At 65.1% G+C, this 24,725-nt stretch carries 22 protein-coding genes; 18 read left to right on the forward strand and 4 right to left on the reverse strand.

Features of this window, described 5'->3' with window-relative positions; genetic code table 11:
* Positions 1-21 precede the first annotated feature (21 nt).
* Positions 22-612, reverse strand: coding sequence for a hypothetical protein (locus B0919_RS02500; protein ID WP_078010610.1), 591 nt, complete (start codon positions 610-612; stop codon positions 22-24).
* Between the two features lie 252 nt (positions 613-864).
* Here B0919_RS02500 and B0919_RS02505 point away from each other — a divergent pair, with 252 nt between their 5' ends.
* Positions 865-1,473, forward strand: coding sequence for a hypothetical protein (locus B0919_RS02505; protein ID WP_078010611.1), 609 nt, complete (start codon positions 865-867; stop codon positions 1,471-1,473).
* A gap of 192 nt (positions 1,474-1,665) precedes the next feature.
* On the forward strand, positions 1,666-2,478 hold the full coding sequence (locus B0919_RS02510) for a hypothetical protein (protein ID WP_139361853.1): 813 nt from the start codon (positions 1,666-1,668) through the stop codon (positions 2,476-2,478).
* A 25-nt stretch (positions 2,479-2,503) separates the two neighbouring features.
* Here B0919_RS02510 and B0919_RS02515 read toward each other — a convergent pair whose 3' ends face one another.
* Together B0919_RS02515 and arsS are read right to left on the reverse strand one after the other, a co-directional pair.
* A complete protein-coding gene (locus tag B0919_RS02515) occupies positions 2,504-3,184 on the reverse strand; it encodes an MIP/aquaporin family protein (RefSeq protein WP_217700985.1) in 681 nt (226 codons plus the stop codon).
* 153 nt (positions 3,185-3,337) lie between these two features.
* Positions 3,338-4,384: an arsenosugar biosynthesis radical SAM (seleno)protein ArsS gene (gene arsS, locus B0919_RS02520; RefSeq protein WP_078010613.1), complete on the reverse strand. Its 1,047-nt coding sequence runs from the start codon at positions 4,382-4,384 to the stop codon at positions 3,338-3,340.
* A 250-nt stretch (positions 4,385-4,634) separates the two neighbouring features.
* Between arsS and B0919_RS02525 the strand changes: the two genes are divergently transcribed.
* The 15 genes from B0919_RS02525 to B0919_RS02600 all read left to right on the forward strand — a co-directional run bounded on the left by B0919_RS02525 (position 4,635) and on the right by B0919_RS02600 (position 23,009).
* Positions 4,635-5,417 carry a DUF547 domain-containing protein gene (locus B0919_RS02525; protein WP_078010614.1) on the forward strand — a complete coding sequence of 261 codons (783 nt, stop codon included), beginning with the start codon at positions 4,635-4,637 and terminating at the stop codon, positions 5,415-5,417.
* Between the two features lie 19 nt (positions 5,418-5,436).
* The gene (gene arsM / locus B0919_RS02530; protein ID WP_078010615.1) at positions 5,437-6,405 is read left to right on the forward strand and encodes an arsenosugar biosynthesis arsenite methyltransferase ArsM; all 969 of its coding nucleotides are present in this window, start codon (positions 5,437-5,439) and stop codon (positions 6,403-6,405) included.
* A complete protein-coding gene (locus B0919_RS25835; protein ID WP_262490525.1) occupies positions 6,309-6,827 on the forward strand; it encodes a GNAT family N-acetyltransferase in 519 nt (172 codons plus the stop codon). Before arsM ends, B0919_RS25835 begins: the two co-directional genes overlap by 97 nt.
* Positions 6,828-6,884: 57 nt before the next feature.
* The gene (locus B0919_RS02540) at positions 6,885-7,934 is read left to right on the forward strand and encodes an ArsO family NAD(P)H-dependent flavin-containing monooxygenase (protein WP_078010616.1); all 1,050 of its coding nucleotides are present in this window, start codon (positions 6,885-6,887) and stop codon (positions 7,932-7,934) included.
* A 102-nt stretch (positions 7,935-8,036) separates the two neighbouring features.
* Positions 8,037-9,395, forward strand: coding sequence for a sigma-54-dependent transcriptional regulator (locus B0919_RS02545; protein WP_078010617.1), 1,359 nt, complete (start codon positions 8,037-8,039; stop codon positions 9,393-9,395).
* 296 nt (positions 9,396-9,691) lie between these two features.
* Positions 9,692-10,066, forward strand: coding sequence for a hypothetical protein (locus B0919_RS02555; RefSeq protein WP_078010619.1), 375 nt, complete (start codon positions 9,692-9,694; stop codon positions 10,064-10,066).
* Between the two features lie 21 nt (positions 10,067-10,087).
* Positions 10,088-10,165, forward strand: coding sequence for a K(+)-transporting ATPase subunit F (gene kdpF, locus B0919_RS26020; protein WP_139361891.1), 78 nt, complete (start codon positions 10,088-10,090; stop codon positions 10,163-10,165).
* Between the two features lie 18 nt (positions 10,166-10,183).
* Positions 10,184-11,881 (forward strand): potassium-transporting ATPase subunit KdpA, encoded by a 1,698-nt coding sequence (gene kdpA, locus B0919_RS02565; protein ID WP_078010621.1) that lies wholly within the window; start codon positions 10,184-10,186, stop codon positions 11,879-11,881.
* A 169-nt stretch (positions 11,882-12,050) separates the two neighbouring features.
* Positions 12,051-14,114 carry a potassium-transporting ATPase subunit KdpB gene (gene kdpB, locus B0919_RS02570; protein ID WP_078010622.1) on the forward strand — a complete coding sequence of 688 codons (2,064 nt, stop codon included), beginning with the start codon at positions 12,051-12,053 and terminating at the stop codon, positions 14,112-14,114.
* Positions 14,115-14,188: 74 nt separating this feature from the next.
* Positions 14,189-14,761 carry a potassium-transporting ATPase subunit KdpC gene (kdpC, locus tag B0919_RS02575; RefSeq protein WP_078010623.1) on the forward strand — a complete coding sequence of 191 codons (573 nt, stop codon included), beginning with the start codon at positions 14,189-14,191 and terminating at the stop codon, positions 14,759-14,761.
* Positions 14,762-14,966: 205 nt separating this feature from the next.
* Positions 14,967-16,094, forward strand: a complete 1,128-nt coding sequence (locus tag B0919_RS02580; protein ID WP_217700986.1) for a porin — start codon at positions 14,967-14,969, stop codon at positions 16,092-16,094.
* Between the two features lie 61 nt (positions 16,095-16,155).
* On the forward strand, positions 16,156-17,319 hold the full coding sequence (locus B0919_RS02585; RefSeq protein WP_078010625.1) for a histidine kinase: 1,164 nt from the start codon (positions 16,156-16,158) through the stop codon (positions 17,317-17,319).
* A 2-nt stretch (positions 17,320-17,321) separates the two neighbouring features.
* Positions 17,322-19,148: an ATP-binding protein gene (locus B0919_RS02590; protein ID WP_078010626.1), complete on the forward strand. Its 1,827-nt coding sequence runs from the start codon at positions 17,322-17,324 to the stop codon at positions 19,146-19,148.
* Between the two features lie 122 nt (positions 19,149-19,270).
* Complete coding sequence (locus B0919_RS02595; RefSeq protein ID WP_078010627.1) at positions 19,271-21,415, forward strand: PAS domain-containing protein; 2,145 nt, start codon at positions 19,271-19,273, stop codon at positions 21,413-21,415.
* Between the two features lie 130 nt (positions 21,416-21,545).
* Positions 21,546-23,009: a phytoene desaturase family protein gene (locus tag B0919_RS02600; RefSeq protein ID WP_078010628.1), complete on the forward strand. Its 1,464-nt coding sequence runs from the start codon at positions 21,546-21,548 to the stop codon at positions 23,007-23,009.
* Between the two features lie 43 nt (positions 23,010-23,052).
* On the opposite strand, the gene B0919_RS02605 is transcribed toward B0919_RS02600, so the two are convergent.
* The gene (locus B0919_RS02605) at positions 23,053-24,195 is read right to left on the reverse strand and encodes a DnaJ domain-containing protein (RefSeq protein WP_176132817.1); all 1,143 of its coding nucleotides are present in this window, start codon (positions 24,193-24,195) and stop codon (positions 23,053-23,055) included.
* 164 nt (positions 24,196-24,359) lie between these two features.
* Between B0919_RS02605 and B0919_RS02610 the strand changes: the two genes are divergently transcribed.
* Positions 24,360-24,725 (forward strand): phage holin family protein, encoded by a 366-nt coding sequence (locus B0919_RS02610; RefSeq protein WP_078010630.1) that lies wholly within the window; start codon positions 24,360-24,362, stop codon positions 24,723-24,725.

Below are 24,725 nucleotides of genomic sequence, written 5' to 3' on the forward strand. Positions count from 1 at the left end.
GGTGAAGGAAAGGCCATGGGCTTAGTTGGCCAAATCGAACACCTCGCCGCTGGTTAGCTCGTAGCGCACTAGGCCGGCCTGCTGGTCCCAGTAGGCGGCGCGCAGCTGGCTACCGCGCAGGTAAATGGCGTTTTGCCCGTTGCGGATGGCGTAGGCCTGCGGGAAGCGGCGGCCGCTGCTCAGCGTCACGGGAGCCGGCAGCAGCTTGAAGACAGGGCCGCCGGGCACGTCGCTTTTGTCGCCTAGCAGGCCGGCCAGGTTAAATGACAGCGTGGCCGCACGCTCGGGGTCCGTTTTGTCAACCACCAACGAGAAGCTCGGGTGCTCGGGGCCGCCGTAGTTGGTAGCCGACAGCAGCGCCAGCGTCACGCGGATGGGCTGATACTTACCGGATTCCAGCTGGTTGCAGTCTTGGTTGGTATGCCACTCTTTCAGCGGCTGTACCGTCAGGGTATTGGTGGCGCCGCGGTTGCTGCGAAACGTAACCTGCTGGCCGGGCTGGTAGGCAGCGACCCAGGCCCGTTCGGCGGCCGTCAGGTCGACGGGGATACAGTCGCCGCAACCGGCAGTGGCGGCCAGCAGCGGCGAGAGCAAAGACAGGAGCTTGTGCATGGTGGAGCGCCGAAGGAGAATTAGCACCGCCTCAGCGTCATGCATTTAACGGCCGAGCCAGCCCCGTGTTGGCTACCGAGCTGCCGGCCACGGGTCAACTGCCCAAACTGTATCCTTTTAGCGGCCAATTAGCAGCCTACCGCCTTTCCTTCGGCTCTGCACAGTGCTGGCTCCCCTACCCTACGTACGGATAAGCCGTGACCCTACCTTTACCTGGTGAAAGAACCTTTGTGCGCGGCTTACTAATTGAAGATGAATTTGCTACCTAAACTCCATCTGGCTTATTGCTTTATAGCATTCAGCGGCCTGCTGCCCTGCCCCGACGCCTCTGCTCAGACCTCCAGCCCCCTCAAGCTGCCTGCCGCCATTCAGCGCGCGCTGCCTGCTGGGTACCAGGTACTCGATGCCGAGCAAGGCGACCTGAACCGCGACGCATTGCCGGATTGGGCGGTGGTGCTGCATCGCGCCGATGAAGAGAAGACGTCCGACGTAGTCAACCACCCCACCAAGCGGCCCCTGCTGCTGTTTGTGGGCGGCCCCGGTGGCATCAATACCCTGGCCGCGCGCTCCGACAATGCCGTGTACTGCGTGGACTGCGGCGGCATGATGGGCGACCCGTATCAGGGACTTACGCTGAAAAACGGCTACTTCACCGTGGAGCACTACGGTGGCAGCGCTCAGCGCTGGACGCGCTTCGTGACCTTTCGCTACGATGCAGCTAGCCGTACCTGGATGCTGCACCGCGACGGGAGCGAGCAGTTTCACGCCCTGGACCCGGAGCACGGCAAAACCAGCATGCGCACCGCTAAGAACTTCGGCCGAGTGCCGTTTGCCCGCTTCGATATCTACCAGGAGAAATAGGCAACCCGCCCAGCCAGCAACCGTCCTACCAACCCCGCAGTGACTTAAGTACGGTCGTCGGAGTGAGGGCTGACCCATGAGCCGTGCCGGTCTGCGACTCGTACCGTACTTTCAGGCACCTTGTAACACAACCAGTTACCACACTGCCAGCCGAGCACCGTTTGTAGTCGAGCTTTTTCGTTTAGTTACAGCATGATGACGCGTCACCATTGGGTTCGACCGGTGCTGGCAGCACTGCTGGCCGCCACCGGCTGCCGGCCCGACTCCCCTACCACTGATACCCCGGCCGCGGCTCATACGCCCACGCCAGCTGCCTCGGCTACGGAAAACCAGCCCGCCGCGGCTGCCACGGATACGTTCCAACTACCCGACGGCCAAGTCATTGCGCTACGGCCCAGTTCGGCAGCGGTCTTCGAACGCTTAGCCGCTGCCGAAACCTTACCGCCGGACCTCGACGCCGAATCCCGCGACCAAAACCTGACCGCTACCCAGGGCCGGGTGCGCCGCGACGGCCTCGACCTGCTGCTTCAGCCCGCCCAAGGACCGGTCGTACGGCTGCATTCGACGCCTCCGGCCGAGTTTACGCTCGAGAACGGCGACGCTGTGCGCTACGTGTACTGGGGCAGCCTGCCGCAGGCCCACCAGTGGGTGGTGCAGGCCTGGTTCTGGGAATCGTCGGCGGTGATGCTGGTAGACCAGCGCACCGGGCGTCAGCTGGAAGTAGCCGGCCGCCCCGCCGCCTCGCCCGATGGCCGCTACGTGCTCAGTACCAGCCCCGGCCTGGGCGGCGGCGACCAGGTGAACAGCCTCAGCCTGGTGCAGATCGAAGCAGCCGGCCCGCGCCTGCTCTGGCAGCGGGAACCCGAAGCCTGGGCTCCCGAACGGGCCCGCTGGGCCGGCTCCGGCCGGGCGCTGCTCCGGATCAGCCGCGTCGACTCGGCCGGTCAGCTGCCCGAGCCACCTGCGCCCGCGTATGTCGAGCTGGCCTTGCCGGCCGCGCCCTGATCTTCGGGGGCGCATCGGTGCCATGCTACTCTGCAGGAGGCGTTTGCGGCGCCGCGCGCAGCTCCAGCAGCCGATCGGTGACGACGGCCAAAAGCACTCCGGCCACTGGGGCCGCCACGTACACCCAGGCCGAGGTCAGCTGGCCGCTCAGCACGGCCGGAGCCAGGGAGCGGGCAGGGTTCATGGAGGCCCCGCTCAGGGGGCCGGCCACCAGTGCCTCCAGCGCCACCGTGGCGCTGATGGTGAGGCCCACCAGCAGGCCCTGCTCGTAGTAGCTCGACGTAACGCGCAGAATCACCAGCATCAGCCAGAAGGTGAGAAACAACTCGATGGCAAAGGCTTGCGCGGCCCCGTGCGCCGGCAGGGTGGCCCCAAGCGCGGAGCCGGGCATGGCCACCAGCTTTACCAGGGCGCTGCCGATAAAAGCTCCGGCCAGCTGCGCTGCCACGTAGGGCAGCACGCGCCGGCCCGGAAAGCGCCCGGCCGCCCAGAAGCCTAGCGTCACGGCGGGGTTGATGTGCGCCCCGCTGACGTGGCCCAGCCCCTGAATCAGCACCAGTACCACCAGCCCGAACGCGGCCGCTATGCCACCGTGCCCGATGGCGTGGGTTTGCTCGTCGACTACTACGGCTCCTGTTCCAAAAATCATCAGCACCGCCGTGCCCAGCACCTCGGCCAGCAGGCAATGACGCAGCGCCGTTCTCATGCAGCCGACGCGGGGCTATCGGCCAATACCAAAACGGTCACGCTGACACGGGGCAAGCAGATGGACATAGGCAATAAGTAGAAGCCCCGCGACGAGCGGCGCCAATCAGCTGCAATATGAAACGGAAAGCGACGAGTCAGTGACCCGCTCTGGCTAGGCGGTGGTGCCGCCGCAGCTGGAGCCGCTGCCGGCGGTGCAGCCGTAGCAGTGCTGATTGACCACCACGGCCCGCTCGGCGAGGGCGGCGGCATCGAAGTCGCGGATGTGGCGCACCGGGCTGGCGACTTTCAGGTCGAGCATCTGGTTGAAGTCGCAGTCGTAGAGGTAGCCGTCCCAGCTCACCGAAATGGTGTTGCGGCACATCACGCCCGCGGCCGCTGCGGGGTTGAAGGCGCCCACCAGCTTCTCCATGTAGCCCGCGTAGTTGCCCGACTCAATGAGGTAATCGAGGTAGCGGCTGACGGGGATGTTGGTAATGGCGTAGAGGCTGTTGAACACGATGCCGTGGTCCTTGAGCAGGGCGCGCTTGAACTCCCGCTCCAGCCCGGCCTGGGAGGCGGGCATGAAAGCGCCGGCCGGGTTATACACCAGATTGAGCACCAGACCGCTGCTCTCCTGCCCGTAGCCCACGGCGTTGAGCATCTTGAGCGCCCGAATGGAATCCTCGAACACCCCGTCGCCGCGCTGCCGGTCGGTTTTGCCGGCCGTGTAAAAGGGCAGGGAGCTGACCACCTCCACCCCATGTGCCTTGAAGAACTCCGGCAGGTCGTGGTACTTCTTGTTGGCCACGATGATGGTGAGGTTGCAACGCACGATGATGTGGCGGCCCAGGGCGTGAATCTGCTCCACCAACCAGCGAAAATCCGGGTTCATCTCGGGCGCGCCGCCGGTCAGGTCCACCGTCGGGATGTCGGTCTGGGCCAGCGCATCGAGGCAGAGCTGCATGGTCTCGCGGGGCATGATTTCCTTGCGGTCGGGCCCGGCGTCGACGTGGCAGTGGCGGCACACCTGGTTGCACATCTTGCCCACGTTCACCTGCAGCACCGCGGGGGCCACCGGCCGCAGCGGAAACAGCGCGGCCTCGCGCAGCTTCTCGTGGAAGGGCACCAGATGCAGGGTTTCGGCCGCGCCTTGGCCGAGCACGGTGAGCTGGAACGCGGGTTCGGCTAGTTGGTGGCCCGTCGCCTTGAGTGATTTCATAGCGTTGCTGGTGACAGCCGCGCGGGTTGCGCCTGCCGTCGAATTATTTGCTGAGCTCCTGAGTCTGACTTATCACCGGCACCGGTGCCCAGTGCAGAAACAAATTAGAGGCGAAAAAGTAGCTACGAAAAGGTCCGTCAAGCAGATTGTTATTCGGGCTGGTATAAATCGTCACCAATCAGGCAGAATGCCCGGCGGGCAATCTTGTCCGCTCCACACGCCCGTATATGCGGGCTCAATCGTACCGCTTATGCGCAAAATCCTGCTGACCGTGCTGCTGACCGGCGCCGTAGGCGCATCCCTTACCTCTTTTGTGGCCCCTGCGCCCGGTCCCGCGCGGACGGTAGTCGCATCCCCCGTCGACCACTCGGCCTACGAGCGGCTGCTGAAGAAATACGTGAACGACAAGGGCCTGGTCAACTACAAAGCGTGGAAAAATGACCAGAAAGAGCTGAACCAGTACCTGGAGCAGCTGAGCAAGAACCCGCCGGCAGCCAGCTGGAGCAAGGCCGAGCAGATGGCCTACTGGATCAACGCCTACAACGCCTACACCATCCGGCTCATCCTCGACCACTACCCCGTCGGGAGCATCAAGGATATCGGCTCCAAGATTCAGATTCCGCTCGTGACCACGCCCTGGGCGGCGGAGTTCTTCAGCATCGGCGGGCAGAAGATGAGCCTCGACGACATCGAGCACAACCGGCTGCGCAAGCAGTACGACGACCCGCGCGTGCACTTTGCGCTGGTGTGCGCCTCCATTTCCTGCCCGCGCCTGCGCCGCGAGGCCTACACCCCCGCCCAGCTCGACCGGCAGCTCGACGAGCAGGGCCGGGACTTTTTGAACAACCCGGCCAAAAACAAGGTTGGCAAGTCGGAAGCCCAGCTCTCCAAGTACTTCGACTGGTACAAAGGCGACTGGACCGGTAACGGGCAATCGGTGGCGAAGTGGGTAAACCGCTACTCCGCCACCAAGATGAGCGCCGACGCCAAGGTCAGCTACCTCGACTACAACTGGAACCTCAACGCGCAATAAGCCGCCTTCCTCCCACCGCATGAGCTACCTAGATACCACCGCCGACGTGTACCGCCAGGCGGCGCAAGAGCCCCAGGTGGGCCTGTGCTGCACCACCAATCCGGTGTGGCAGCTGCCCGGCCTGAGCATCCCGCAGCGCATGCTCTCGATGAACTACGGCTGCGGCAGCACCGTGAATCCGCGCGACCTGACGGGCAGCCCCACCGTGCTCTACGTGGGCGTGGGCGGCGGCATGGAGCTGCTGCAGTTTGCCTACTTCAGCCGCCGGCCCGGGGCCGTTATCGGGGTGGATGTGGTGCCCGAAATGCTGGAGGCCTCGCGCCAGAACATGCGCACGGCCGAAGCGCAGAACGAGTGGTTCCGCAGCGAGTTCATCGACCTGCGCGCCGGCGACGCCCTGCACCTACCCGTGGCGGATGCCAGTGTGGACGTGGCCGCCCAGAACTGCCTGTTCAACATCTTTAAGCTCGACGACCTGCGCCGCGCTCTGCAGGAAACCTACCGCGTGCTCAAGCCCCACGGCCGCCTCGTGATGTCGGACCCGACCTGCGAGCAGCCCATGAGCGAGGAGCTGCGCGCCGACGAGCGGCTGCGCGCCCTGTGCCTCACCGGCTCCCTGCCCCTGCAGCAATACCTCGACCTGATTACCTCTGTGGGCTTCGGCACGGTGGAAGTACGGGCCAAGCGCGCCTACCGCGTGCTTTCGCCCCGGCACTACGCCACCGACGAGCTGATTTACATCGAGAGCGTGGAGGTGTGCGCCATCAAGGACCCCATGCACGCCGATGGCCCCTGCATTTTCACCGGCCGCACGGCTATCTATTACGGCGGCGAGGAGTACTTCGACGACCAGAAAGGCCACGTGCTTCTGCAGAATCAGCCCCTGGCCGTGTGCGACAAAACTGCCGGCGCCCTCCTCTCCCTCGGCCGCGACGACATCTTCGTGTCACCTTCGACTTACCACTACGACGGCGGCGGCTGTTGCTAGTTGCGGCTTGCTCCTGCTTTTGGGCGCCCAGCTGGGGGGAATGGAACCGGAGTCACCTGCCCCACTGCCGCTTCGTAGCCCTTGACGGGGCCGGCCAAGTGCTGGGCTGGGCGGCTTTGTCGCCCGTGTCGAGCCGCTGCGTGTACGGCGGCGTGGCCGAGGTAAGCGTGTATGTGTCCCCTGATGCCCAGGGCCGGGGCGTGGGCCGGCAACTGCTGGCCGCACTGATCAGCGAGTCGGAACAACACGGCATGTGGACACTGCAGGCAGGCATCTTTCCCGAAAACACGACCAGTGTGCGCCTGCACGAAGGCGCGGGCTTTCGGCAAGTTGGGCGGCGGGAGCGAATCGGGAAGATGGGTAACCAGTGGCGCGACACCCTGCTGCTGGAGCGCCGCAGCAGCGCAGTCGGCATCGACTAGCATACTATTTCTCAGCTGGCGGGCTAGCTTCGTTCGGTTGCCGCATCTACCATTCGCATGCAAAGTCCTCGTTTCGTTGACGTCCTAGTTATTGGGGCCGGGCAGAGCGGCCTGGCCGTCGGCTACTTCCTGCGCCGTAGCGGCTTGTCCTTCGTACTGCTCGATGCCCAACCCGCGCCCGGCGGCGCCTGGCAGCACGCCTGGGATTCGCTCCGGCTGTTCTCGCCCGCCGATGCCAGCTCGCTGCCCGGGTGGCTGATGCCCCGGCCTGCCGACGATACCTACCCCAAGCGCGACGCGGTAGTGGACTACCTGCGGCAGTACGAGCAACGCTACGCCCTGCCCATCGAGCGGCCGGTGCGGGTGGCTGAGGTGCATACTTCAGCCGATAACACCTTTATTGTCAGCACCGACCGCGGAGAGTGGCAGGCCCAGGCCGTGGTCAGCGCCACGGGCACCTGGAGCCAGCCGTTCCTGCCGGCGTATCCAGGCCAAGCCGATTTCACCGGCCGGCAGCTGCACTCGGCGGAGTACCGCAGCGCGGAGGCGTTGGCCGGGCAGCAGGTGCTCATTGTGGGCGGCAGCAACTCCGGCGCGCAGATTCTGGCCGATGTATCGCGGGTGGCCCGCACGACGTGGGTGACGGAGCAGGAGCCGCGCTTTCTGCCCGACGACGTAGATGGCCGGGTGCTCTTTGCCCAGGCCACGCAGCGCTACCAGGCCGGCTACACCGCGCCGGCCGCTTCGCTGGGCGACATCGTGATGGTCGACAGCGTGAAAGAGGCCCGCAGCCGCGGCGTCCTAAGCAGCGTGCGGCCGTTTGAACGCTTTACGCCTGCCGGGGTGCGCTGGCCCGCTGGGCAGGAGCAGGCCGTGGATACGGTCATCTGGTGCACCGGCTTCCGGCCCGCGCTCAGTCACCTGCGGCCACTCGGTGTGGTGCAGCCCGATGGCCGCGTGACCACCGAAGGCACCCGGGCCACTGCCGTGCCGGGCTTGTGGCTGGTCGGCTACGGCAGCTGGACGGGCTTTGCGTCGGCTACCCTGATTGGCGTGGGCCGCTCGGCGAAGAGCACGGTGGCCGAAATTCAGGCGTATTTCCAGTAAGTCAAATAGCACAGCACCTTGCACCAACTCCGGTAAGCAAGGCGGAAGAACCGTAGTTTTGCGGGGCGCGGTTCCCTACCGTGCCGTTACCATCCCTGCCGAATGTCTGCGGGCACAGTCCTGATTATCGACGACGAAGCCGACCTGCGGCAGCTGCTGGCCCAGGTACTGGAGCTGGAAGACTACCACGTGCTGCAGGCCCCCGACGCCCGCCGCGGCCTGGCTTTGCTCCAGCAGCACGCCGACGAGGTGCTGGTGGTGCTGTCCGACGTGAAGCTGCCCGACGGGCACGGCGTGGAGTTGCTGCCACGCTACCAGGCCGCTGCCCCGCTGGCCGAAATCATCCTGCTAACCGCCTACGCCCGCATCCCCGACAGCGTGCAGGCCATGAAGCTGGGCGCCTTCGATTACCTGGCTAAAGGCGAGGCCGACGAGCAGATTGCGGTGGTGGTAGAACGCGCGGCCGAAAAGGCGCGGCTACAGCGGCGGGTGGCCGAACTGGAAAGCAAGGTGGGCGCCCAGTATTCCTTCGAATCGATGATCGGTACCTCGAAGGCGCTGCGGGAAGCGCAGGAGTTGGCCCGGCAGGTAGCGCCCACCGATTCGACGGTGCTGCTGGAGGGACCGACCGGCGCCGGTAAGGAGCTGTTTGCCCAGGCCATTCACCAGGCCTCCGCGCGCCGCGGTAAGCCCTTTGTGGCGCTGAACTGTTCGGCATTTCCGAAGGATTTGCTCGAATCGGAGCTGTTCGGCTACAAGAAGGGCGCTTTCACCGGGGCCCTGACGGATAAGAAAGGTTTGCTGGCCGAAGCCCACGGTGGCACCTTGTTCCTGGACGAAATCGGGGAGCTGGAGCTGAACGTGCAGGCCAAGCTGCTGCGGGTGCTTGAAAGCCAGGTATTTATTCGCCTGGGCGACACTAAACCGACGCAGGTAAACGTGCGCATCGTGGCGGCGACTAACCGCAACCTGCGGCAGGAGGCCGACGCCGGCCACTTCCGCGCCGACCTTTACTACCGCCTCGCCGTGTTTGCCATTGCCGTGCCACCACTCAAAGAGCGCACGGCCGACATCGAGCCGCTGGCGGTGCATTTCCTGCGCTATTTCGCCGCCAAGCTGCGCAAGCGCCTGCCCGGTATCGGCCCAGAAGCTTTGCCGCTACTACAGCGCCACGACTGGCCCGGCAACGTGCGTGAACTGAAGAATGTGCTCGAGCGCGCCGCCATCCTCACCCCCGACGGGCTGCCCGTCGGGCCCGCGCAGCTGCCCGCCGAGCTACGCCTGCTGCCCGCGCCCGATGCCCCCGGCACCGACGCCACCGACCAGCGGCTAAGCGCGGTGGAAGCCCGCCACATCCTGCAGGTGCTGCAGCAGGCGGGCGGCAACAAGGCCGAAGCCGCCCGCCGCCTTGACATCGGCGTGGCTACGCTCTACCGTAAGCTGCAGGAGTACGGCCTATAAAGCCGCTCAATTCAATAATTCAGCCTATCAAATTGATAGGCCCGCTTCCGCGTCGCGCCGGCTCATCGGCGCGACGCGTTTTTTTATTTCTGATTGACAGATAATTACGCCAACAATGAGCCATTTAAGCCGCTACCCGGCGCGGGAGTTGGCAGTGGCTGGGCGTACCATTTCACGGTCTGCCCCATGATTCATCCTCTTGTCGACTTCGCCCTGTTGCTGCTGGCGGGTCTGGCGTGCTTCGGCCTGTTCTACCGCTCCCTCGATTGGTTTGAACGCCTCTAGCCCACCGCGCCATGTTCGCCCTTCATACCTGCGACGACGTGCTGCGCGAAGTGCGCCAGAGCCTGCCCGAACTAGCCACCGAGCTGGACGCGGCTGCGGCCGAAAACCGCTGCCGCCTGCACCACTTCTTCGAGTTCTTCGCCGGCTACACCTGCCGTTTCCTCGGCCCCGACCGCGCCAGCAGCCTGCGACTGCTCGACTGCTTCGCCCTGGCTAACCGGCTGTACACGCTCGGCAGTGCCAGCCTGCGCTGCGCCATCGAAGTCACCTACCTCTACGACCTGCACCTGGACCGCAACTCGGAGCTGATGCAGCGCGCCCGCCAACTGTTGCCACCCTCGCTGCTGGCCTGCCAGCGGCGCATGCAGTGCTCCATGCTGCCCTAACCCCTCGCTCCGGCCCTCATGATGACCGCCCTGTTCATCCTCTCCCTCGCCGCTTTCGGCTACCTCGGCTACGCGCTGCTGCGCCCCGAGAAGTTCTAACTCTCTGCGCTTTCCGTTATGCTCACGCAATACCTCGGCGTCGCGGTGCTGTTTCTGTTTTCGGTGCTGACGGCCATTCCGCTGGGCCACTACATTGCCCGCGTCTTCGGCAACCAGCGCACCTGGACCGATTTTCTGGCCCCACTCGAACGCCTGCTTTACCGCCTCAGCGGCATCGACCCGACGCGGCAAATGAACTGGAAGCAGCACCTGCAAGCGCTGCTGACCATCAACCTGGTGTGGTTCGTCTACGCCTTCGTGCTGCTTTTCACCCAGGGCGCTCTGCCGCTCAACCCCGACGGCAACGCCTCGCAATCGGCTGATCTGGCCTGGAACACAGCCATTTCTTTTCTCGTCAACTGCAACATTCAGCACTACTCGGGCGAATCGGGTGCAACGTACCTGACGCAGATGGCGGTGCTGATGTTCCTGCAGTTCGTGACGGCCGCCACCGGCATTGCGGCCCTGGCGGTGGTATTCGAGGCCCTGCGCCAGCGCACCACCGAGCAGCTCGGCAACTTCTGGTTTTTCTTCGTGCGCAGCATCACGCGCCTGCTGCTGCCGCTGTGCCTGCTGGTAGCCAGCGTTCTGGTGTTCAGCGGCACGCCCAACACCCTGCAGGGCAAGGCCGAGTTCGTGAGCCTGGAGGGCGACACCGTGCAGGTGTCGCGCGGGCCGGTGGCGGCTTTCGTGGCCATCAAGGAGCTGGGCACCAACGGCGGCGGCTTCATGGGCGCCAACGGCGCGCACCCACTCGAAAACCCCACGTACTTCACCAACCTCGTCGAAACCTGGGCCCACCTGATCATCCCGTTCGCGGTGGTTTTCGCCCTGGGCTACTACCTGCAGCGCCGGCGCCTGGCCTGGATGATTTTCGGCACGATGACGGCGGGCTTCCTGATGCTGCTCGCGCCCACGCTGTACTTTGAAACGCACGGCTCGCCCACGCTCAGCAGCCTCGGCGTCGATCAGGCCCTGGGCGCGCTGGAAGGCAAGGAAATGCGCATCGGTGCCGTCGGTTCGGCCTTCTGGGGCATCACGAGCACCATTATTTCGGTGGGCTCGGTGAACAGCATGCACGACTCCTGGATGCCCATTTCGGGGGCCATGGCGCAGCTGGGCATGATGATCAACGCCTTCTACGGCGGCTGCGGCGTGGGCGTGCTCAACTTCCTGGTATACCTCATCATCGCCGTGTTCATTGCCGGGCTGATGGTGGGCCGCACGCCTGAGTTTCTGGGCAAAAAGGTGGAGGCCTCGGAAGTTAAAATTGCCATCATCATTGCCCTGCTGCACCCGCTGCTCATTCTGGCGGGCACGGCCCTGGCCACCTACGGCTACAACCACGACCCGGAAGGCCTGAGCGGCTGGCTGGCCAACCCCGGCGCGCACGGCTTCTCGGAAATGCTCTACGAGTACACCTCCGCCTCGGCCAACAACGGCTCCGGCTTCGAGGGCCTGGGCGACAACACGCCCTGGTGGAACGTGAGCATTGGCTTCGTCCTCATCCTCGCCCGCTTCCTGCCCATTATCGGCCCGGTGGCTATTGCCGGCCTGCTGGCCCGCAAGAAGCTGGTGCCCGAATCGGCCGGCACGCTGCGCACCGACACCGGCACCTTCGCCGTGATGATCCTGGCCGTCATCTGGATTATAGCCGCCCTGGCCTTCTTCCCGGCCCTCACGCTGGGCCCGCTGGCCGAGCATTTCTCGCTGTAGCCTCGTGCGCCTCACCCCTAGCCCCTCTCCAAAAAAGGAGAGGGGACCTAGCCTAGCATTTTGTCCTGGCCTTTTTACGCCCGTACTCCCCTGAACTAGCATCTAGAATTAGAGCTAGTTCCCGCTCTCCTTTTCGGAGAGGGGCCAGGGGGTAAGGCGCCCCATTCTCATGCCTACTCAATCTCCTTCCCTTTTCCAGCCCGAGCTGGTGCGCGAGGCGCTGAAGCAGAGCTTCGTGAAGCTCGACCCGCGGCTGATGATCAAAAACCCGGTGATGTTCACCGTGGAGCTGGGCACCGTAGTCATGCTCGTCGTGTCCGTTTTGGTGCTCGTGACGCCCGGCGCCGAGCGTACCCAGGGCTCGGCGGGCTACAACGTGGCCATCTTCCTGCTGCTGCTGGCCACGCTGCTCTTCGCCAACTTTGCCGAGGCCATTGCCGAGGCCCGCGGCAAGGCCCAGGCTGATTCGCTGCGCAAAACCCGCCAGGACACACCCGCCAAAGTGCGCCGCAAGGACGGCCACTTCGACGTCATCAGCTCGGCGCAGCTCCAAAAGGGCGACGTGTTCGTGGTGGAAGCCGGCGAAATCATTCCCACCGACGGCGAAATCATCGAAGGCCTGGCCACCATCGACGAGTCGGCCATTACGGGCGAGTCGGCGCCGGTTATCCGCGAGGCGGGCGGCGACAAATCGTCCGTAACAGGCGGCACCAAGGTGCTGTCGGACCGCATCGTGGTGCTGGTGACCACCGCGCCGGGCGAGTCGTTTCTGGACAAGATGATTGCGCTGGTGGAAGGCGCTTCGCGGCAGAAAACGCCCAACGAAATTGCCCTGACCATTTTGCTGGCGGGCTTCACGCTGGTGTTTCTCATCGTGTGCGTAACGCTGGTGCCCTTCGCCAACTACGCCAAAGCCACGCTGACGGTGGCCGCGCTGGTGAGTTTGTTCGTGTGCCTGATTCCGACCACCATCGGCGGGCTGCTCTCGGCCATCGGCATTGCGGGCATGGACCGCGCCCTGCGCGCCAACGTCATCACCAAGTCGGGCAAGGCCGTGGAAACCGCCGGTGACATAGATGTGCTGCTGCTCGACAAGACGGGCACCATCACCATCGGTAACCGCAAGGCCACGCACTTCTGGCCCGCGCCGGGCGTGGCGGAGCGCACCTTCGTGGAAGCCGCCACGCTGGCCTCGCTCACCGACGAAACGCCCGAAGGCAAGAGCATCGTGGAGCTGGCCGCCGCCACCCGCCACAGCGACGATGCCCGGCTGCGCCAGCGCATCGAGGGCGCTCAGCTGATTCAGTTCACGGCCGAAACCCGCTCCTCGGGGGTAGACCTGCCCCAGGCGCACGGCGGGCTGCGGCTGCGCAAAGGCGCCACCGATGCCATCCGTCGCCTGGTGGAAAAAGCCGGCAACCCGTTTCCGCCACAGGTGCTACAGCGCGTGGAAACCGTGGCCAGCAACGGCGGCACCCCGCTGGTAGTGAGCCAGAACGAGCAGGTGCTGGGTGTGGTGGAGCTGCAGGACATCATCAAGCCCGGCATTCAGGAACGCTTTGAGCGCCTGCGCCGCATGGGCGTAAAGACGGTGATGGTGACCGGCGACAACCCGCTCACGGCGAAGTACATCGCCGAAAAAGCCGGCGTCGACGACTTCATTGCCGAAGCCAGGCCCGAGGACAAGATGCACTACATCCGGCAGGAACAGCAGGCCGGTAAGCTGGTGGCCATGATGGGCGACGGCACCAACGACGCCCCCGCCCTGGCCCAGGCCGACGTGGGCGTGGCCATGAACTCGGGCACGCAGGCCGCCAAGGAAGCCGGCAACATGGTCGACCTCGACAACGACCCCACCAAGCTCATCGAGGTGGTCGAAATCGGCAAGCAGCTGCTCATCACGCGCGGCACGCTCACCACCTTCAGCATCGCCAACGACGTGGCCAAGTACTTCGCCATCGTGCCGGCGCTGTTCGTGGCCTCCATCCCGGCCTTGCAGGGGCTGAACATCATGCGGCTGCACTCGCCGGAGTCGGCCATTCTGAGCGCAGTGATTTTCAACGCCATCATCATTCCGGCGCTGATTCCGCTGGCCTTGCGCGGGGTACAGTACACGCCGGTGGGCGCCTCGCAGCTTTTGCGCCGCAACCTGCTCCTCTACGGCCTGGGCGGCGTGGTGGTACCCTTCGTCGGCATCAAGCTGATCGACCTGCTGGTCAGCGCCTTCGTGTAAACCCCTGAGCCGGCGCCGGTTTGGTCGCGCAGCGCCGTACGGGGCGCCGGCTCTACCCTTTCTTGTCTCGTCGTATGAAACTCCTGCGTCAATCCCTGATGCTTACCCTGCTGCTGATTGTGCTGTGCAGCGTCATTTATCCACTGATCATCCTCGGCATCGGCCGCCTGGCGCCGGGTGCCGGCGAGGGCCAGACCCTGACCCGCAACGGGCGTGTGGTCGGCTACGCCCGCATCGGGCAGCGCTTTCAGCGGCCCGAGTACTTCAACTCCCGTCCTTCGGCCGTCGACTACAACGCGGCCGGCTCGGGCGGCTCCAACAAAGCGCCGTCGAACCCTGAATACCAGGCGTTGGTAAAAGCCCGGCTCGATACCTTCCTGCTCCACAACCCAGAGGTAAAAGCCAGCGAAGTGCCGGCCGAGCTACTGACGGCCTCCGGCTCGGGCCTCGACCCGGACCTTTCGCCGCAGGGCGCGCTGGTGCAGGTAGCGCGTATTGCCCGGCGGCGCGGCGTGGATGCCAGCCGCCTGCGCGAGCTGGTGCGGCAGCAAACCGAAGGCCCCTTGCTGGGCTGCCTGGGCCCCGCACGCGTGAACGTGCTACAGCTGAATCTGGCCCTGGACGAGCTGGCCCCACGGCCTCACTAAGCCGCCAATGCTGCCGACCAGCCCGAAACCGCCCGCTACCCCGCCACCGGCCGATGAACCTACCAGCTACGGCTGGCTGATGTGGGCTATTGTAGCCGCCGCTTTGCTGCTCGCTCTCTGCCTGTGACGGCTCTTTTTTCCTGATTTTTCAGTGGCGCTGCGTAGCTGATCATGCTACCGTCCCGCCATGCACTCACTTGCTTCGATGAAAGCTCTTTTTGCCCTTTCCCTGAGCCTGCTGGCGACTACTGCCGCCCTGGGCCAGAATACCACGCCTGGTACCACAGACTCCACCGCCGCTGCTACTCCGGCCGCTGCGCCCGTCGCCAACCGCCTGACGGTGTACGGCTTCGTGGATGGCTACTATGGCTACGACTTCACCGGCAAAAGCCAGACGCGGCCGGGCTTTCTGTACTCGCACAGCCGCGCCAACGAGTTTGCGCTGAACAACGCCATCATCGGCCTGCGCTACCAGGACGAGCAGGTGCGCGGGGCCCTGGGGCTGCACGCGGGGACCTACGTGGAAGCCAACTACGCCGCCGAGCCGCCGGTGCTCCGGCACGTGTACGAGGCTTATGCTGGCTTCCGGCCCCTGCCCAAAACCTGGCTCGACCTGGGTATTTTCTCCTCGCACATCGGGTTTGAGTCGGCCATCAGCAAGGACAACTGGACGCTCACGCGCTCCTTTATGGCCGAAAACTCGCCCTACTACGAGGCCGGGGCACGCTTCACCTACGAAGCCGACCCCAAGCTGACGCTGACGGCGCTGGCCCTGAACGGCTGGCAGAACCTGCGCGACAACAACCGCGCGAAGGCCCTGGGCACGCAGATTCAGTGGAAGCCCACCGACAAGCTGCTGGTAAATAGCAGCACGTTCTACGGCAACGAGCAGCCCACCGACTCAGTACGGCGCCGCCGCTACTTCCACAATTTCTACGTGACCTACACCGCCACCAACCGGCTCAACCTGGCCCTGGTGTTCGATGTGGGCAAGCAGGAACGGGCCGCCCGCGGCAGCAAGGCCGATACCTGGCACACCGGCGCGGCCTTCGTGCGCTACAAGCTCACCGAAAAATGGGCCGCCACCGCCCGCTATGAATACTACTACGCCGACCGCGGCGTCATCATCCGCAGCATCATGCCCGCGGCCTCCGACGCTAACTTTCACGTGCATGGCGGCTCCCTCAACTTTGACTACGCCCCGACCGCCAACGTGCTGGTACGTGTGGAAGGCCGGGTACTGCGCAGCCGCGACGCCCAGTTCACCGACGAAGCGGGCCAGCCGACCAAGACCTACGGCAACCTGACCAGCAGCATCGCGCTGAGCTTTTAACTGCTTAACCAATAGAAGCCAGCCTGTTTCTTCGGAAGCGGACCACAAGTGAGGCGCTACCATGAGCGAGCCGGAAGAACAGTTGCGCGACCAATCGGCCGAACGGTTTTTGCGCCTGGTGCAGCAGAAGCGCCGCGGCACGCTCAAGGTGTACCTGGGCCTGGCCGCCGGCGTGGGCAAAACCTACCGCCTGCTGCAGGAAGCCCGCGACCTGCTGCAGCACGGCGTCGACGTAGTCATCGGCTACGTGGAAACGCACGGCCGCACCGACACCGTAGCCCAGCTGCAGGGGCTGCCGCTGCTGCCGCGCAAGAGCGTGTTCTACCGCGGCCGGGCGCTGGAAGAGCTGGACCTGCAAGCCGTGCTGCAGCGCCGCCCGCAGGTAGTCATCGTCGATGAGCTGGCCCACACCAACGTGCCGGGCTCCAGCAACGAAAAACGGTGGCAGGACGTGGAGCAGCTGGTGCAGGCGGGCATTTCCGTCATCACCGCCCTGAACGTGCAGCACCTGGAAAGCCTGCACGACCAGGTGCTCAAAATCACCGGTCAGGATGTGCAGGAGCGCGTGCCCGACCAGGTATTGCGCCAGGCCGACGAAGTGGTCAATGTGGACCTGACCGTAGCCGAGCTGCGCCGCCGGCTGGAAGAAGGCAAAATCTATGACCTACAGAAGGCGCCTACGGCTCTGCGGCACTTCTTCCGGACCGAGAACCTGGCGCAGCTGCGCGAGCTGGCTTTGCGCGAAGTGGCCAACCAGCTCGGCCAGCAGATCGACCGCGGGCAGCAGGCCGTGGTAGCCCCGGACCGCCGCAACCAGGACCGACTGCTGGCCTGCATCAACACCAACGCGCCGGCGGCCCGCGAAATCATCCGCAAAACCTTACGCCTGGCCGACCGCCTCGGGGCCGCTGCCTGGTACGTGCTCTACGTGCAGACGCCCGCCGAAGCCGCCGACCGCATCGGGCTGGCCCAGCAGCGGCACCTGATCAACAACCTGCAGCTGGCCACTGAGCTGGGCGCCCAGATATTGCGCGTGAAAAGCCCGGACGTGGTCGGGACAGTGCTGCGCGTGGCCGCCGAAAAAAACGCTTCCCTGCTCATTTGCGGCGTCACCCGCGACAAAGGCTTTTGGGCGCCTGTAGTACGCCGGGGCGTGACCTTTGAGCTGGTGCGCACCGTGGCCCGCGCCGGCCGCGACCTGGACCTGTTTCTCGTCAGTTATTGACCATGACCTTAAAAACGAAAATCACGCTGGGCTTTGTGGCCATGCTGCTGTTGCTGGTGGCCATCGGCGGCTACGCGTACTACACCGTGGGGCAGTTCGACCGCTCGTCGCGCGCCGCGCTGCGGGCCAACTTTCAGTCGGTGGAGTACGGCCAGCGGATGCTGCGTGCCCTCGACGTGATGGAGCGCAACCCGTGGACCGACACCGCGGCCACGCAGCAGTTCGGGCGGGCCCTGGTCGATGAAACGGCCAACGTCACCGAGCCCGGCGAGCAGCACGTGGTGGAAAGGCTCGGAGAGGTGTTCGGGCAGTTTAAGCACTACCAACGGGCCCGCGTACGCGGCGACGCTCCGTCCGACGCCGAGGGCGGGCCTCCTGAAGCAAACCCCGAACTAACCAACGAGTTGCGCAACCTTACGCACCGCATGATTGACCTCAACGTGCGGGCGCTGACAGCTAAGAACTCCGCTTCCAACCGCGGCGCCGAGCGCGCCCGCAATTACCTACTGGCCGCCGGGGCGCTGGCCGTGCTGCTGGGCCTGGGCCTGGTGCTGAGCGTGCCCGAAGCGGCGGTGATGCCCCTGCGCAAGCTCACGGCCGCCATTGGGCACGCCAGTCAAAGCCAATTTCGCTCCAGCATCCCGGTAGAAAGTCACGACGAATTCGGCACCGTGGCGCGGGCCTTCAACCAGCTGCTGGTGCAGTTGCAGGACTTCCGCTCCTCCACCACCGCCGAGCTGATTACCGAGCGCAACCGCATGGCCAGCCTCGTCAATAGCCTCGACGAGGGCCTACTGCTTATCGACCAGCACCGGCGCATCCTGCTGGCCAACCCCACCGCCGCCGAGCTGCTGGGGCAGCCCGTGGCGCAGCTGCTCGGCCAGCCCGCCGACGAGCTGGCGGCCCAAAACGACCTGCTGCGCGCCATGCTGGCCCCCCTCGAGGCGCCGCGCCGGCAACAGGCCGTGGCCGAGGTGCCGCTGTTTACCATTGCCCAGGGCGGCGAAGAGGCCTATTACCGCCTCGCCGTGCACGACATCGTTTCCTTCAACGAAGCGGTGGACGAAATGCAGTTCGTGGGCCACATCCTGGCTCTGCGCAACGTGTCGGAGTTCAAGCGGCTGGATCAGGTGAAGTCGGGCTTTCTGGCCACCGTTTCGCACGAGCTCAAGACGCCGCTGGCCAGCCTCAACCTCAGCCTGAAGCTGCTGCAGGATGAGCGCACTTCCGCCGACAAGCGCCAGAGCGTAATGCAGAGCATGCGCCAGCAGACGCAGCGCCTGCAGCGCATGGTGGGCGAGCTGCTCGATGTATCGCGCCTGGAAGCCGGGGCCGGCATTCAGCTCGATGTGCGCCCCACCGACCTGCGCGACGTGGTGCGCTACGCCACCGATACGGTGCAGGCCCAGCTGCTCGACAAGCAGCTTCACCTCGACGTGCAACTCCCCGCCGACCTGCCTCCGGCTGCTGCCGACGTGGAAAAAACCACCTGGGTACTTATCAACCTGCTGGCCAACGCCATCCGCTACTCGCCCGTGGGCGAAACCCTCACGGTGCGGGCGGGCACAGTTGCCAATGCGCTGGAGCTGAGCGTGCAGGACCGCGGCCCGGGCATAGCCCCGGAATACCACGAGCGGATCTTTCAGCGCTTCGCTCAGGTGCCCAACAAAACCGAGTACCGCGGCGGCTCGGGCCTGGGCCTGAGCATCGCCCGCGAGTTCATTGCCGGGCAGGGCGGCCGGCTGTGGGTCGAGAGCGAGCTGGGCAGCGGCAGCCGCTTTGCCTTTACCTTGCCGATTGCTGATCCGGCGCTGGTTTCTCCGGCCTAACCAGCCAACTTTGACGCCCCTGACCGCAATGCCCGCCGCAGCATACCCGTTCTAAGTCGACCTAGTGTAGGCGGAACTTTTGGCTAGACTTCGGTTGTATAACCGGTCTTGCATATTACCCTATGCCCGCCGCTACTCCGACGCCTGCCGCTGTTCCAAACGACCTCCTGCCCGCGCTACTTGATTTTTCGCTGGCGGGCATTGGGTGCTATGCGCCCGTTACCGATGCCGTGGGGCAGGTAATAGACTTTACCTTTCTCTATCTCAATCCCGCCGCACAGCACCTGCTGGGCTTGCCGGCGCAGCCTGCGGGCACGTTTGGTCAGCAATTTCCCCAGGCCATGCGCAGCGGCGGGTTTGCCTTCCTGCGCGACGCTTTCACCAGCGGCGCCGCGGCCGAACAGGTGGAGCAGTATCAGGTAGCCGGCCAGGCCGTGGCGCTGCGCGTAGCGGCCCGGCGCCAGCAGGATTACCTGCTGGTCAGCTTCGCTGCCCTGCCCGACGAGCAGCTGCTGCGCGCCACCTTCGAGCGGGAAGCCGAAGTTCGGGAACAAGCCGCCTACGACGAGGCCCTGCGCCAGCGGGAACACCTGTACCGCATCCTGGAGCAGGCCCCGGCCATGATTTGCGTGTTCAATGGCCCGCAGCACATCTTCCAGTTCGTCAATTCCTCCTACCAGGCACTGGTGGGGCAGCGGCCGCTGCTGGGCCTGACCATCGCCGAAGCCATGCCCGAGTTGGCCGGCCAGCCCATCTTCGGGCTGCTCGACCGCGTCTACACCACCGGCGAGACGTATTACGCCCACGAGATGCTGGTGCAGCTGGACCACGCCAACGAGGGCCCTGCGGAGCTGGAAAAACGGTACTACAACTTCATCTACCAGGCCCGTCGCAACGCCGTGGGGGCCGTGGATGGCATTTTTGTCTTCGCCTACGAGGTAACGGCGCAGGTACTGGCGCGGCAGCAGGTGCAGGAGCTCAATCAGCAGTTGGCCGTGGCCAACGAGCAACTACAAGCCGCCAACGACGTGCTGGAAGCCCGCGTGACCGAGCGCACCCGCGCCGTGGAGCTGGCCAAGCTCACCGCCGAGCAGCAGCGGGCCCAGCTCGATCAGCTGTTTATGCAAGCGCCGGCCGCTATCTGCGTGCTCGATGGCCCCGACTGGGTGTACCGACTCGTCAACCCCGTGTACCAGCGCGCGTTTCCCGGGCGGGCACTGCTTGGCAAGCCTTTGCTGGAAGCCCTGCCCGAGCTGCGCGACTCCTCCATTCCCAGCATCATGGCCCAGGTGTACACCACCGGCATGCCCTACCAGGCGCTGGAGTTGCCGGTGCGGCTGGCCCGCTTCACCGACAGTCCGCTGGAAGACACCTTCTGGACGTTCACCTACCATCCGCGCCACGACGCGGCGGGTGACGTGGACGGGATAATGGTGTTTGCCTACGAAGTCACCGAGCAGGTGCGGGCCCGGCAGGCCGTCGAAGCCACCCAGCGCCAGACCCAGACGCTGGCCGACGAGCTGGCGCAGACCAACGAGCGGCTGACGCGGGCCAACAACGACCTGGACAGCTTTGTCTACACGGCCTCGCACGACCTGAAGGCGCCCATTATCAACATTGAGGGGCTGCTGCAGGCGTTGCGCCAGGACCTGGCGCTGACCTCCACCGACGCGCACCTGGAGCCCTTGCTGCACCTGATGCAGGATTCCATCGGGCGCTTCCGCCGCACCATCAAGTACCTCACGGATGTGTCGCGTCTGCAAAACGCGCAGCCCGAGCAGGCTACGCCCGTGGTGCTGACCGAGCTGCTGGACGGCGTCTGCCTGGATGTATCGCCGCTGCTGGCCGTCAGCGGCGGCCAGATTACGCTGGCCCCAGACAGCTGCCCCACCATCACCTTCGCCGAGAAAAACCTACGCAGCATTGTGTACAACCTCGTCAGCAACGCGCTGAAGTACCGCTCGCCCGAGCGCCCGCCGCGGGTGCAGGTGCGCTGCCACACCGATGCCACCGGCGCCGCCGTGCTCGAAGTGCAGGACAACGGCCTGGGGCTCACCAATGAGCAGCGAGAAAAGGTATTCGGCATGTTTCAGCGCCTGCACGACCACGTGGAGGGCTCCGGCATTGGTCTGTTTTTGGTCAAGAAAATCGTGGAAAACGCCGGCGGCCGCATCACCGTCGTCAGCCGCCAGGGCGAGGGTTCCACGTTCCAGGTGGTATTGCCGCAGGGCCCGGCCGCGGCCGTTGCCGCCGCCGAACCTGACTAGCGGCTAGCAGGCTCCTGCTTTGATTGCTCTTCTTCTCCGGCAGGGCAATGACGATTTTGGCCTGCTTGGCGCCTAATCGTCATCTTAGCCGCGGTTGTTGCCGTTACAGCACCGGTACACAACCCTTTCGATGAGCAATCCTGATTACGACGCCGTGGTGGTGGGCTCCGGTCCCAACGGCCTGGCCGCCGCTATTGCGCTGCAGCAGAGCGGCTTGTCGGTACTGCTGCTGGAGGGAAAAGACCAACTGGGGGGCGGCCTGCGCACGGCCGAGCTAACCCTACCCGGTTTCCGCCACGACGTATGCTCAGCCATTCACCCGCTGGCTGCCGGCTCGCCCTTTTTCCAGACGCTCCCGCTGGAGCGCTACGGCCTGCAGTACCTCACGCCGCCCATAGCCGCCGCCCACCCCTTCGATGACGGCACGGCCGCCGCAGTCGTTAACTCACTGGCCGACACCGCCCGCAGCCTCGGAGCCGACGAGCAGAGCTACCGCCAGCTGTTGGCGCCGCTGGTGGCCAGCTGGCCCGGCATCGTAACCGATGTACTAGGCCCGCTGCAGGTGCCGAAGCACCCGCTGGACATGGCGCAGTTTGGCCTCTCGGCCCTGCAGCCGGCCACGCTGCTGACCAAACGCTTCCGGACCGCAGCGGCCAAGGCGCTGTTTGCCGGCATGGCGGCGCACGCCATTCAGCCGCTGGAAAATGTAGCCACCTCGGCCATTGGGTTGGTGCTGCTGGTGGCGGCGCACCGCCGGGGCTGGCCGCTGCCCCAAGGCGGCTCCCAAAGCATTGCCGACGCGCTGGCAGCGCACTTTGTGGCGCTGGGCGGCCGCATCGAAACCGGCACGTACGTCCGCTCCTTGCAGCAGCTGCCCGCCGCCCGGGCCGTGCTCTTCGACGTGACGCCGGCGCAGCTGCTGCAGATTGCCGGCCACAGCCTCTCCACGGTGTACCAGTGGCAGCTGCGCCGCTACCGCTACGGCATGGGCGTGTTCAAGGTCGATTGGGCGCTGGACGGCCCCATTCCCTGGACCGCCGACGCCTGCCACCAAGCCGGCACGGTACACCTGGGCGGCACGCTGGAGGAAATTGCGGCGAGCGAACGGGACGCAGCCCGCGGCCAGCACCCCGAGCGACCCTTCGTGCTGCTGGCCCAGCAAAGCCTGTTCGACGCCACGCGGGCCCCGGCGGGCCAGCACACGGCCTGGGCGTATTGCCACGTGCCCAACGGCTCGAAAACGGATATGACCGCAGCCATCGAGCAGCAGATAGAGCGGTTCGCGCCTAGCTTTCGGGAGCGAGTCATCGGCCGCCACACCTTCGATACGGCCCAGCTGGAAGCCTACAACCCCAACTACGTCGGCGGCGACATCAACGGCGGCCTGCTCGACCTCTCGCAGCTGTTCACGCGCCCAGCCCTGCGGGCCTCGCCTTACCGCACCTCCAAGCCCGGCCTGTACCTGTGTTCCTCGGCCACTCCCCCCGGCGGCGGCGTGCACGGCATGTGCGGCTACCATGCCGCCCGCCGCGCCCTGCGCGACGTATTCGGGCTATCTGCGCCCCCTCTCCACCACGAAGAGGCGGCCTCCTGATGCTTTACCTATCCGCCCTTAGCAGCTGACCCAGCAAGTGCCTTCAGCTGCCGCAGGTGCTGCGCCGCCGGGCATCTTCGGCCGGCAGGTAGCCTAGCCGCGCACCGCGTCGAAAAAACTCGCAGGCGTCTGTCTTGCGTCCTTGCTGCTGAGCCAGGCGCCCCAGCAGGAAATAGATCTGCCCGCTGCGTGGGTTCAGCAGCAATACCTGCTGGTAATCGGCCTGTGCCGACGGATACTGCCCGGCCTTGAAGTAAGCCAGCCCGCGGTACGTCAGCCACTTAGCCGACGGCGCGTAGTGCGCCGTTCGTTGGCGCAGCCCCGCACTCAGGTCACTGGCCGCCGATAGATACAGCCGCTGCTCAAACAAGCGAATTTCGCCCCGGGCCAGCCAGGCCGCGCTCAGGGTCGAATCGAGTAGCAGCGCCCGGGAGAAGCTGTTGAGCGCCGGCCGGTGCTGCTTCAGCCCGGCCTGGCACTGCCCGATGCGGTAGAGCAGTTGCGCTGCGTCGCGGCGCTTGCGGGTCAGGTGTAGCGCGGCCGTGTAGTCGATTGAGGCCTGGGCATAGTTGTGGTACACCAGCTGCTCGATTTCGGCCCGGCGGCGCCAGGCGCCCACGTGCTCGGGCTTGAAGTGCAGCGTCTCGCTGAAAAAGCCGTGCGCCGAGCCCCACTGCCGCTGTGTGTAGGCTTTCAGTCCGTCGCGGTAGTTGCTGCTGGCCGCCACCTGGTCCATCACCAGCTTGATGCCAAAGCCCAACAGCACCAGCCCCACCAGGATGCTGATGGCCAGAATCCAGTCGCGGCGGGTAAAGCGCACGTTGGCTTGGTGGCGCACGTAGTGCCGCTCAGCCGACGAGGCCGGCCGGCGCGTGCGCAGCGGCTCGGGCGGAGGCATGGGCACGCCGTACACGTGCTGGTTTTGGGGACGGTAGGTCTGGGCCCGCTTGGCTTCTTCGCCCCGCAGCCGGGCCAGGTGCAGCTGGTGGTCGTAGTGCGCCCGCCGGCCCGCATCCGACAGCACCTCGTAGGCGGCGGCCACGGCCTTGAACTGGTCTTCGTAGAGGCGGCTGCCGCCGTGGCGGTCGGGGTGGTAGCGCAGCGCCAGCTGTTTGTAGGCCTGCTTGATGTCGGCCAGCGGGGCCGTGGGCGCAACGCCCAGCACCTGGTAAAGAGTTTGGCTCACGATGGCGGACGGGGGTGACGGTAAAAATACGACGAAGTTCAGACGCCGGCTGTCCTTTTCCGTAGAAACCCACGTCCTGCTGAACATCAGTTCACCGTATCAGGTTCGGTCAGGCGTCTGCTACCGCTTTTGTCTTCTTTTCCAAACTCAATCCCCGCCGCTGCATGGCTACCGAAGATCCAACGCCCCGCAACGACTCGTTGATGAAGAATCTGATGGGCTACATCGACACGCGCATCGACCTGGTGCGCTTGGAGGTGCAGGAAAAAGTCAAGACCATCTTCGTCGGCGTGGCCCAAGGCGCTACCCTGGCCATTCTCGGCCTGCTATTCGTAGTTTTCCTGAGCATCTTCGCCGGGCTGGCCCTCAACGATGCTCTCGATAGCCCTTATTGGGGTTTTGGCATCGTGGCCGGCTTCTATTTGCTGCTGCTTATCATCTTTGTGGTGGGCGTTGGCAAGAAGCTTTACCAAGGTCTGGCTGATAAGATCCTGACCGACACCATCTACAAATCGGACAAGCGCCAATAG

It is taken from the genome of Hymenobacter sp. CRA2 (assembly GCF_002007105.1).
Taxonomy (GTDB): Bacteria; Bacteroidota; Bacteroidia; order Cytophagales; family Hymenobacteraceae; genus Solirubrum.

What these genes read in the sequence shown, in the direction of transcription:
- B0919_RS02500 (WP_078010610.1), bottom strand. Translation starts at nt 612, where the DNA reads ATGCACAAGCTCCTGTCTTTGCTCTCGCCGCTGCTGGCCGCCACTGCC.
- B0919_RS02505 (WP_078010611.1), top strand. Translation starts at nt 865, where the DNA reads ATGAATTTGCTACCTAAACTCCATCTGGCTTATTGCTTTATAGCATTC.
- B0919_RS02510 (WP_139361853.1), top strand. Translation starts at nt 1,666, where the DNA reads ATGATGACGCGTCACCATTGGGTTCGACCGGTGCTGGCAGCACTGCTG.
- B0919_RS02515 (WP_217700985.1), bottom strand. Translation starts at nt 3,184, where the DNA reads ATGAGAACGGCGCTGCGTCATTGCCTGCTGGCCGAGGTGCTGGGCACG.
- arsS (WP_078010613.1), bottom strand. Translation starts at nt 4,384, where the DNA reads ATGAAATCACTCAAGGCGACGGGCCACCAACTAGCCGAACCCGCGTTC.
- B0919_RS02525 (WP_078010614.1), top strand. Translation starts at nt 4,635, where the DNA reads ATGCGCAAAATCCTGCTGACCGTGCTGCTGACCGGCGCCGTAGGCGCA.
- arsM (WP_078010615.1), top strand. Translation starts at nt 5,437, where the DNA reads ATGAGCTACCTAGATACCACCGCCGACGTGTACCGCCAGGCGGCGCAA.
- B0919_RS02540 (WP_078010616.1), top strand. Translation starts at nt 6,885, where the DNA reads ATGCAAAGTCCTCGTTTCGTTGACGTCCTAGTTATTGGGGCCGGGCAG.
- B0919_RS02545 (WP_078010617.1), top strand. Translation starts at nt 8,037, where the DNA reads ATGTCTGCGGGCACAGTCCTGATTATCGACGACGAAGCCGACCTGCGG.
- B0919_RS02555 (WP_078010619.1), top strand. Translation starts at nt 9,692, where the DNA reads ATGTTCGCCCTTCATACCTGCGACGACGTGCTGCGCGAAGTGCGCCAG.
- kdpF (WP_139361891.1), top strand. Translation starts at nt 10,088, where the DNA reads ATGACCGCCCTGTTCATCCTCTCCCTCGCCGCTTTCGGCTACCTCGGC.
- kdpA (WP_078010621.1), top strand. Translation starts at nt 10,184, where the DNA reads ATGCTCACGCAATACCTCGGCGTCGCGGTGCTGTTTCTGTTTTCGGTG.
- kdpB (WP_078010622.1), top strand. Translation starts at nt 12,051, where the DNA reads ATGCCTACTCAATCTCCTTCCCTTTTCCAGCCCGAGCTGGTGCGCGAG.
- kdpC (WP_078010623.1), top strand. Translation starts at nt 14,189, where the DNA reads ATGAAACTCCTGCGTCAATCCCTGATGCTTACCCTGCTGCTGATTGTG.
- B0919_RS02580 (WP_217700986.1), top strand. Translation starts at nt 14,967, where the DNA reads ATGAAAGCTCTTTTTGCCCTTTCCCTGAGCCTGCTGGCGACTACTGCC.
- B0919_RS02585 (WP_078010625.1), top strand. Translation starts at nt 16,156, where the DNA reads ATGAGCGAGCCGGAAGAACAGTTGCGCGACCAATCGGCCGAACGGTTT.
- B0919_RS02590 (WP_078010626.1), top strand. Translation starts at nt 17,322, where the DNA reads ATGACCTTAAAAACGAAAATCACGCTGGGCTTTGTGGCCATGCTGCTG.
- B0919_RS02595 (WP_078010627.1), top strand. Translation starts at nt 19,271, where the DNA reads ATGCCCGCCGCTACTCCGACGCCTGCCGCTGTTCCAAACGACCTCCTG.
- B0919_RS02600 (WP_078010628.1), top strand. Translation starts at nt 21,546, where the DNA reads ATGAGCAATCCTGATTACGACGCCGTGGTGGTGGGCTCCGGTCCCAAC.
- B0919_RS02610 (WP_078010630.1), top strand. Translation starts at nt 24,360, where the DNA reads ATGGCTACCGAAGATCCAACGCCCCGCAACGACTCGTTGATGAAGAAT.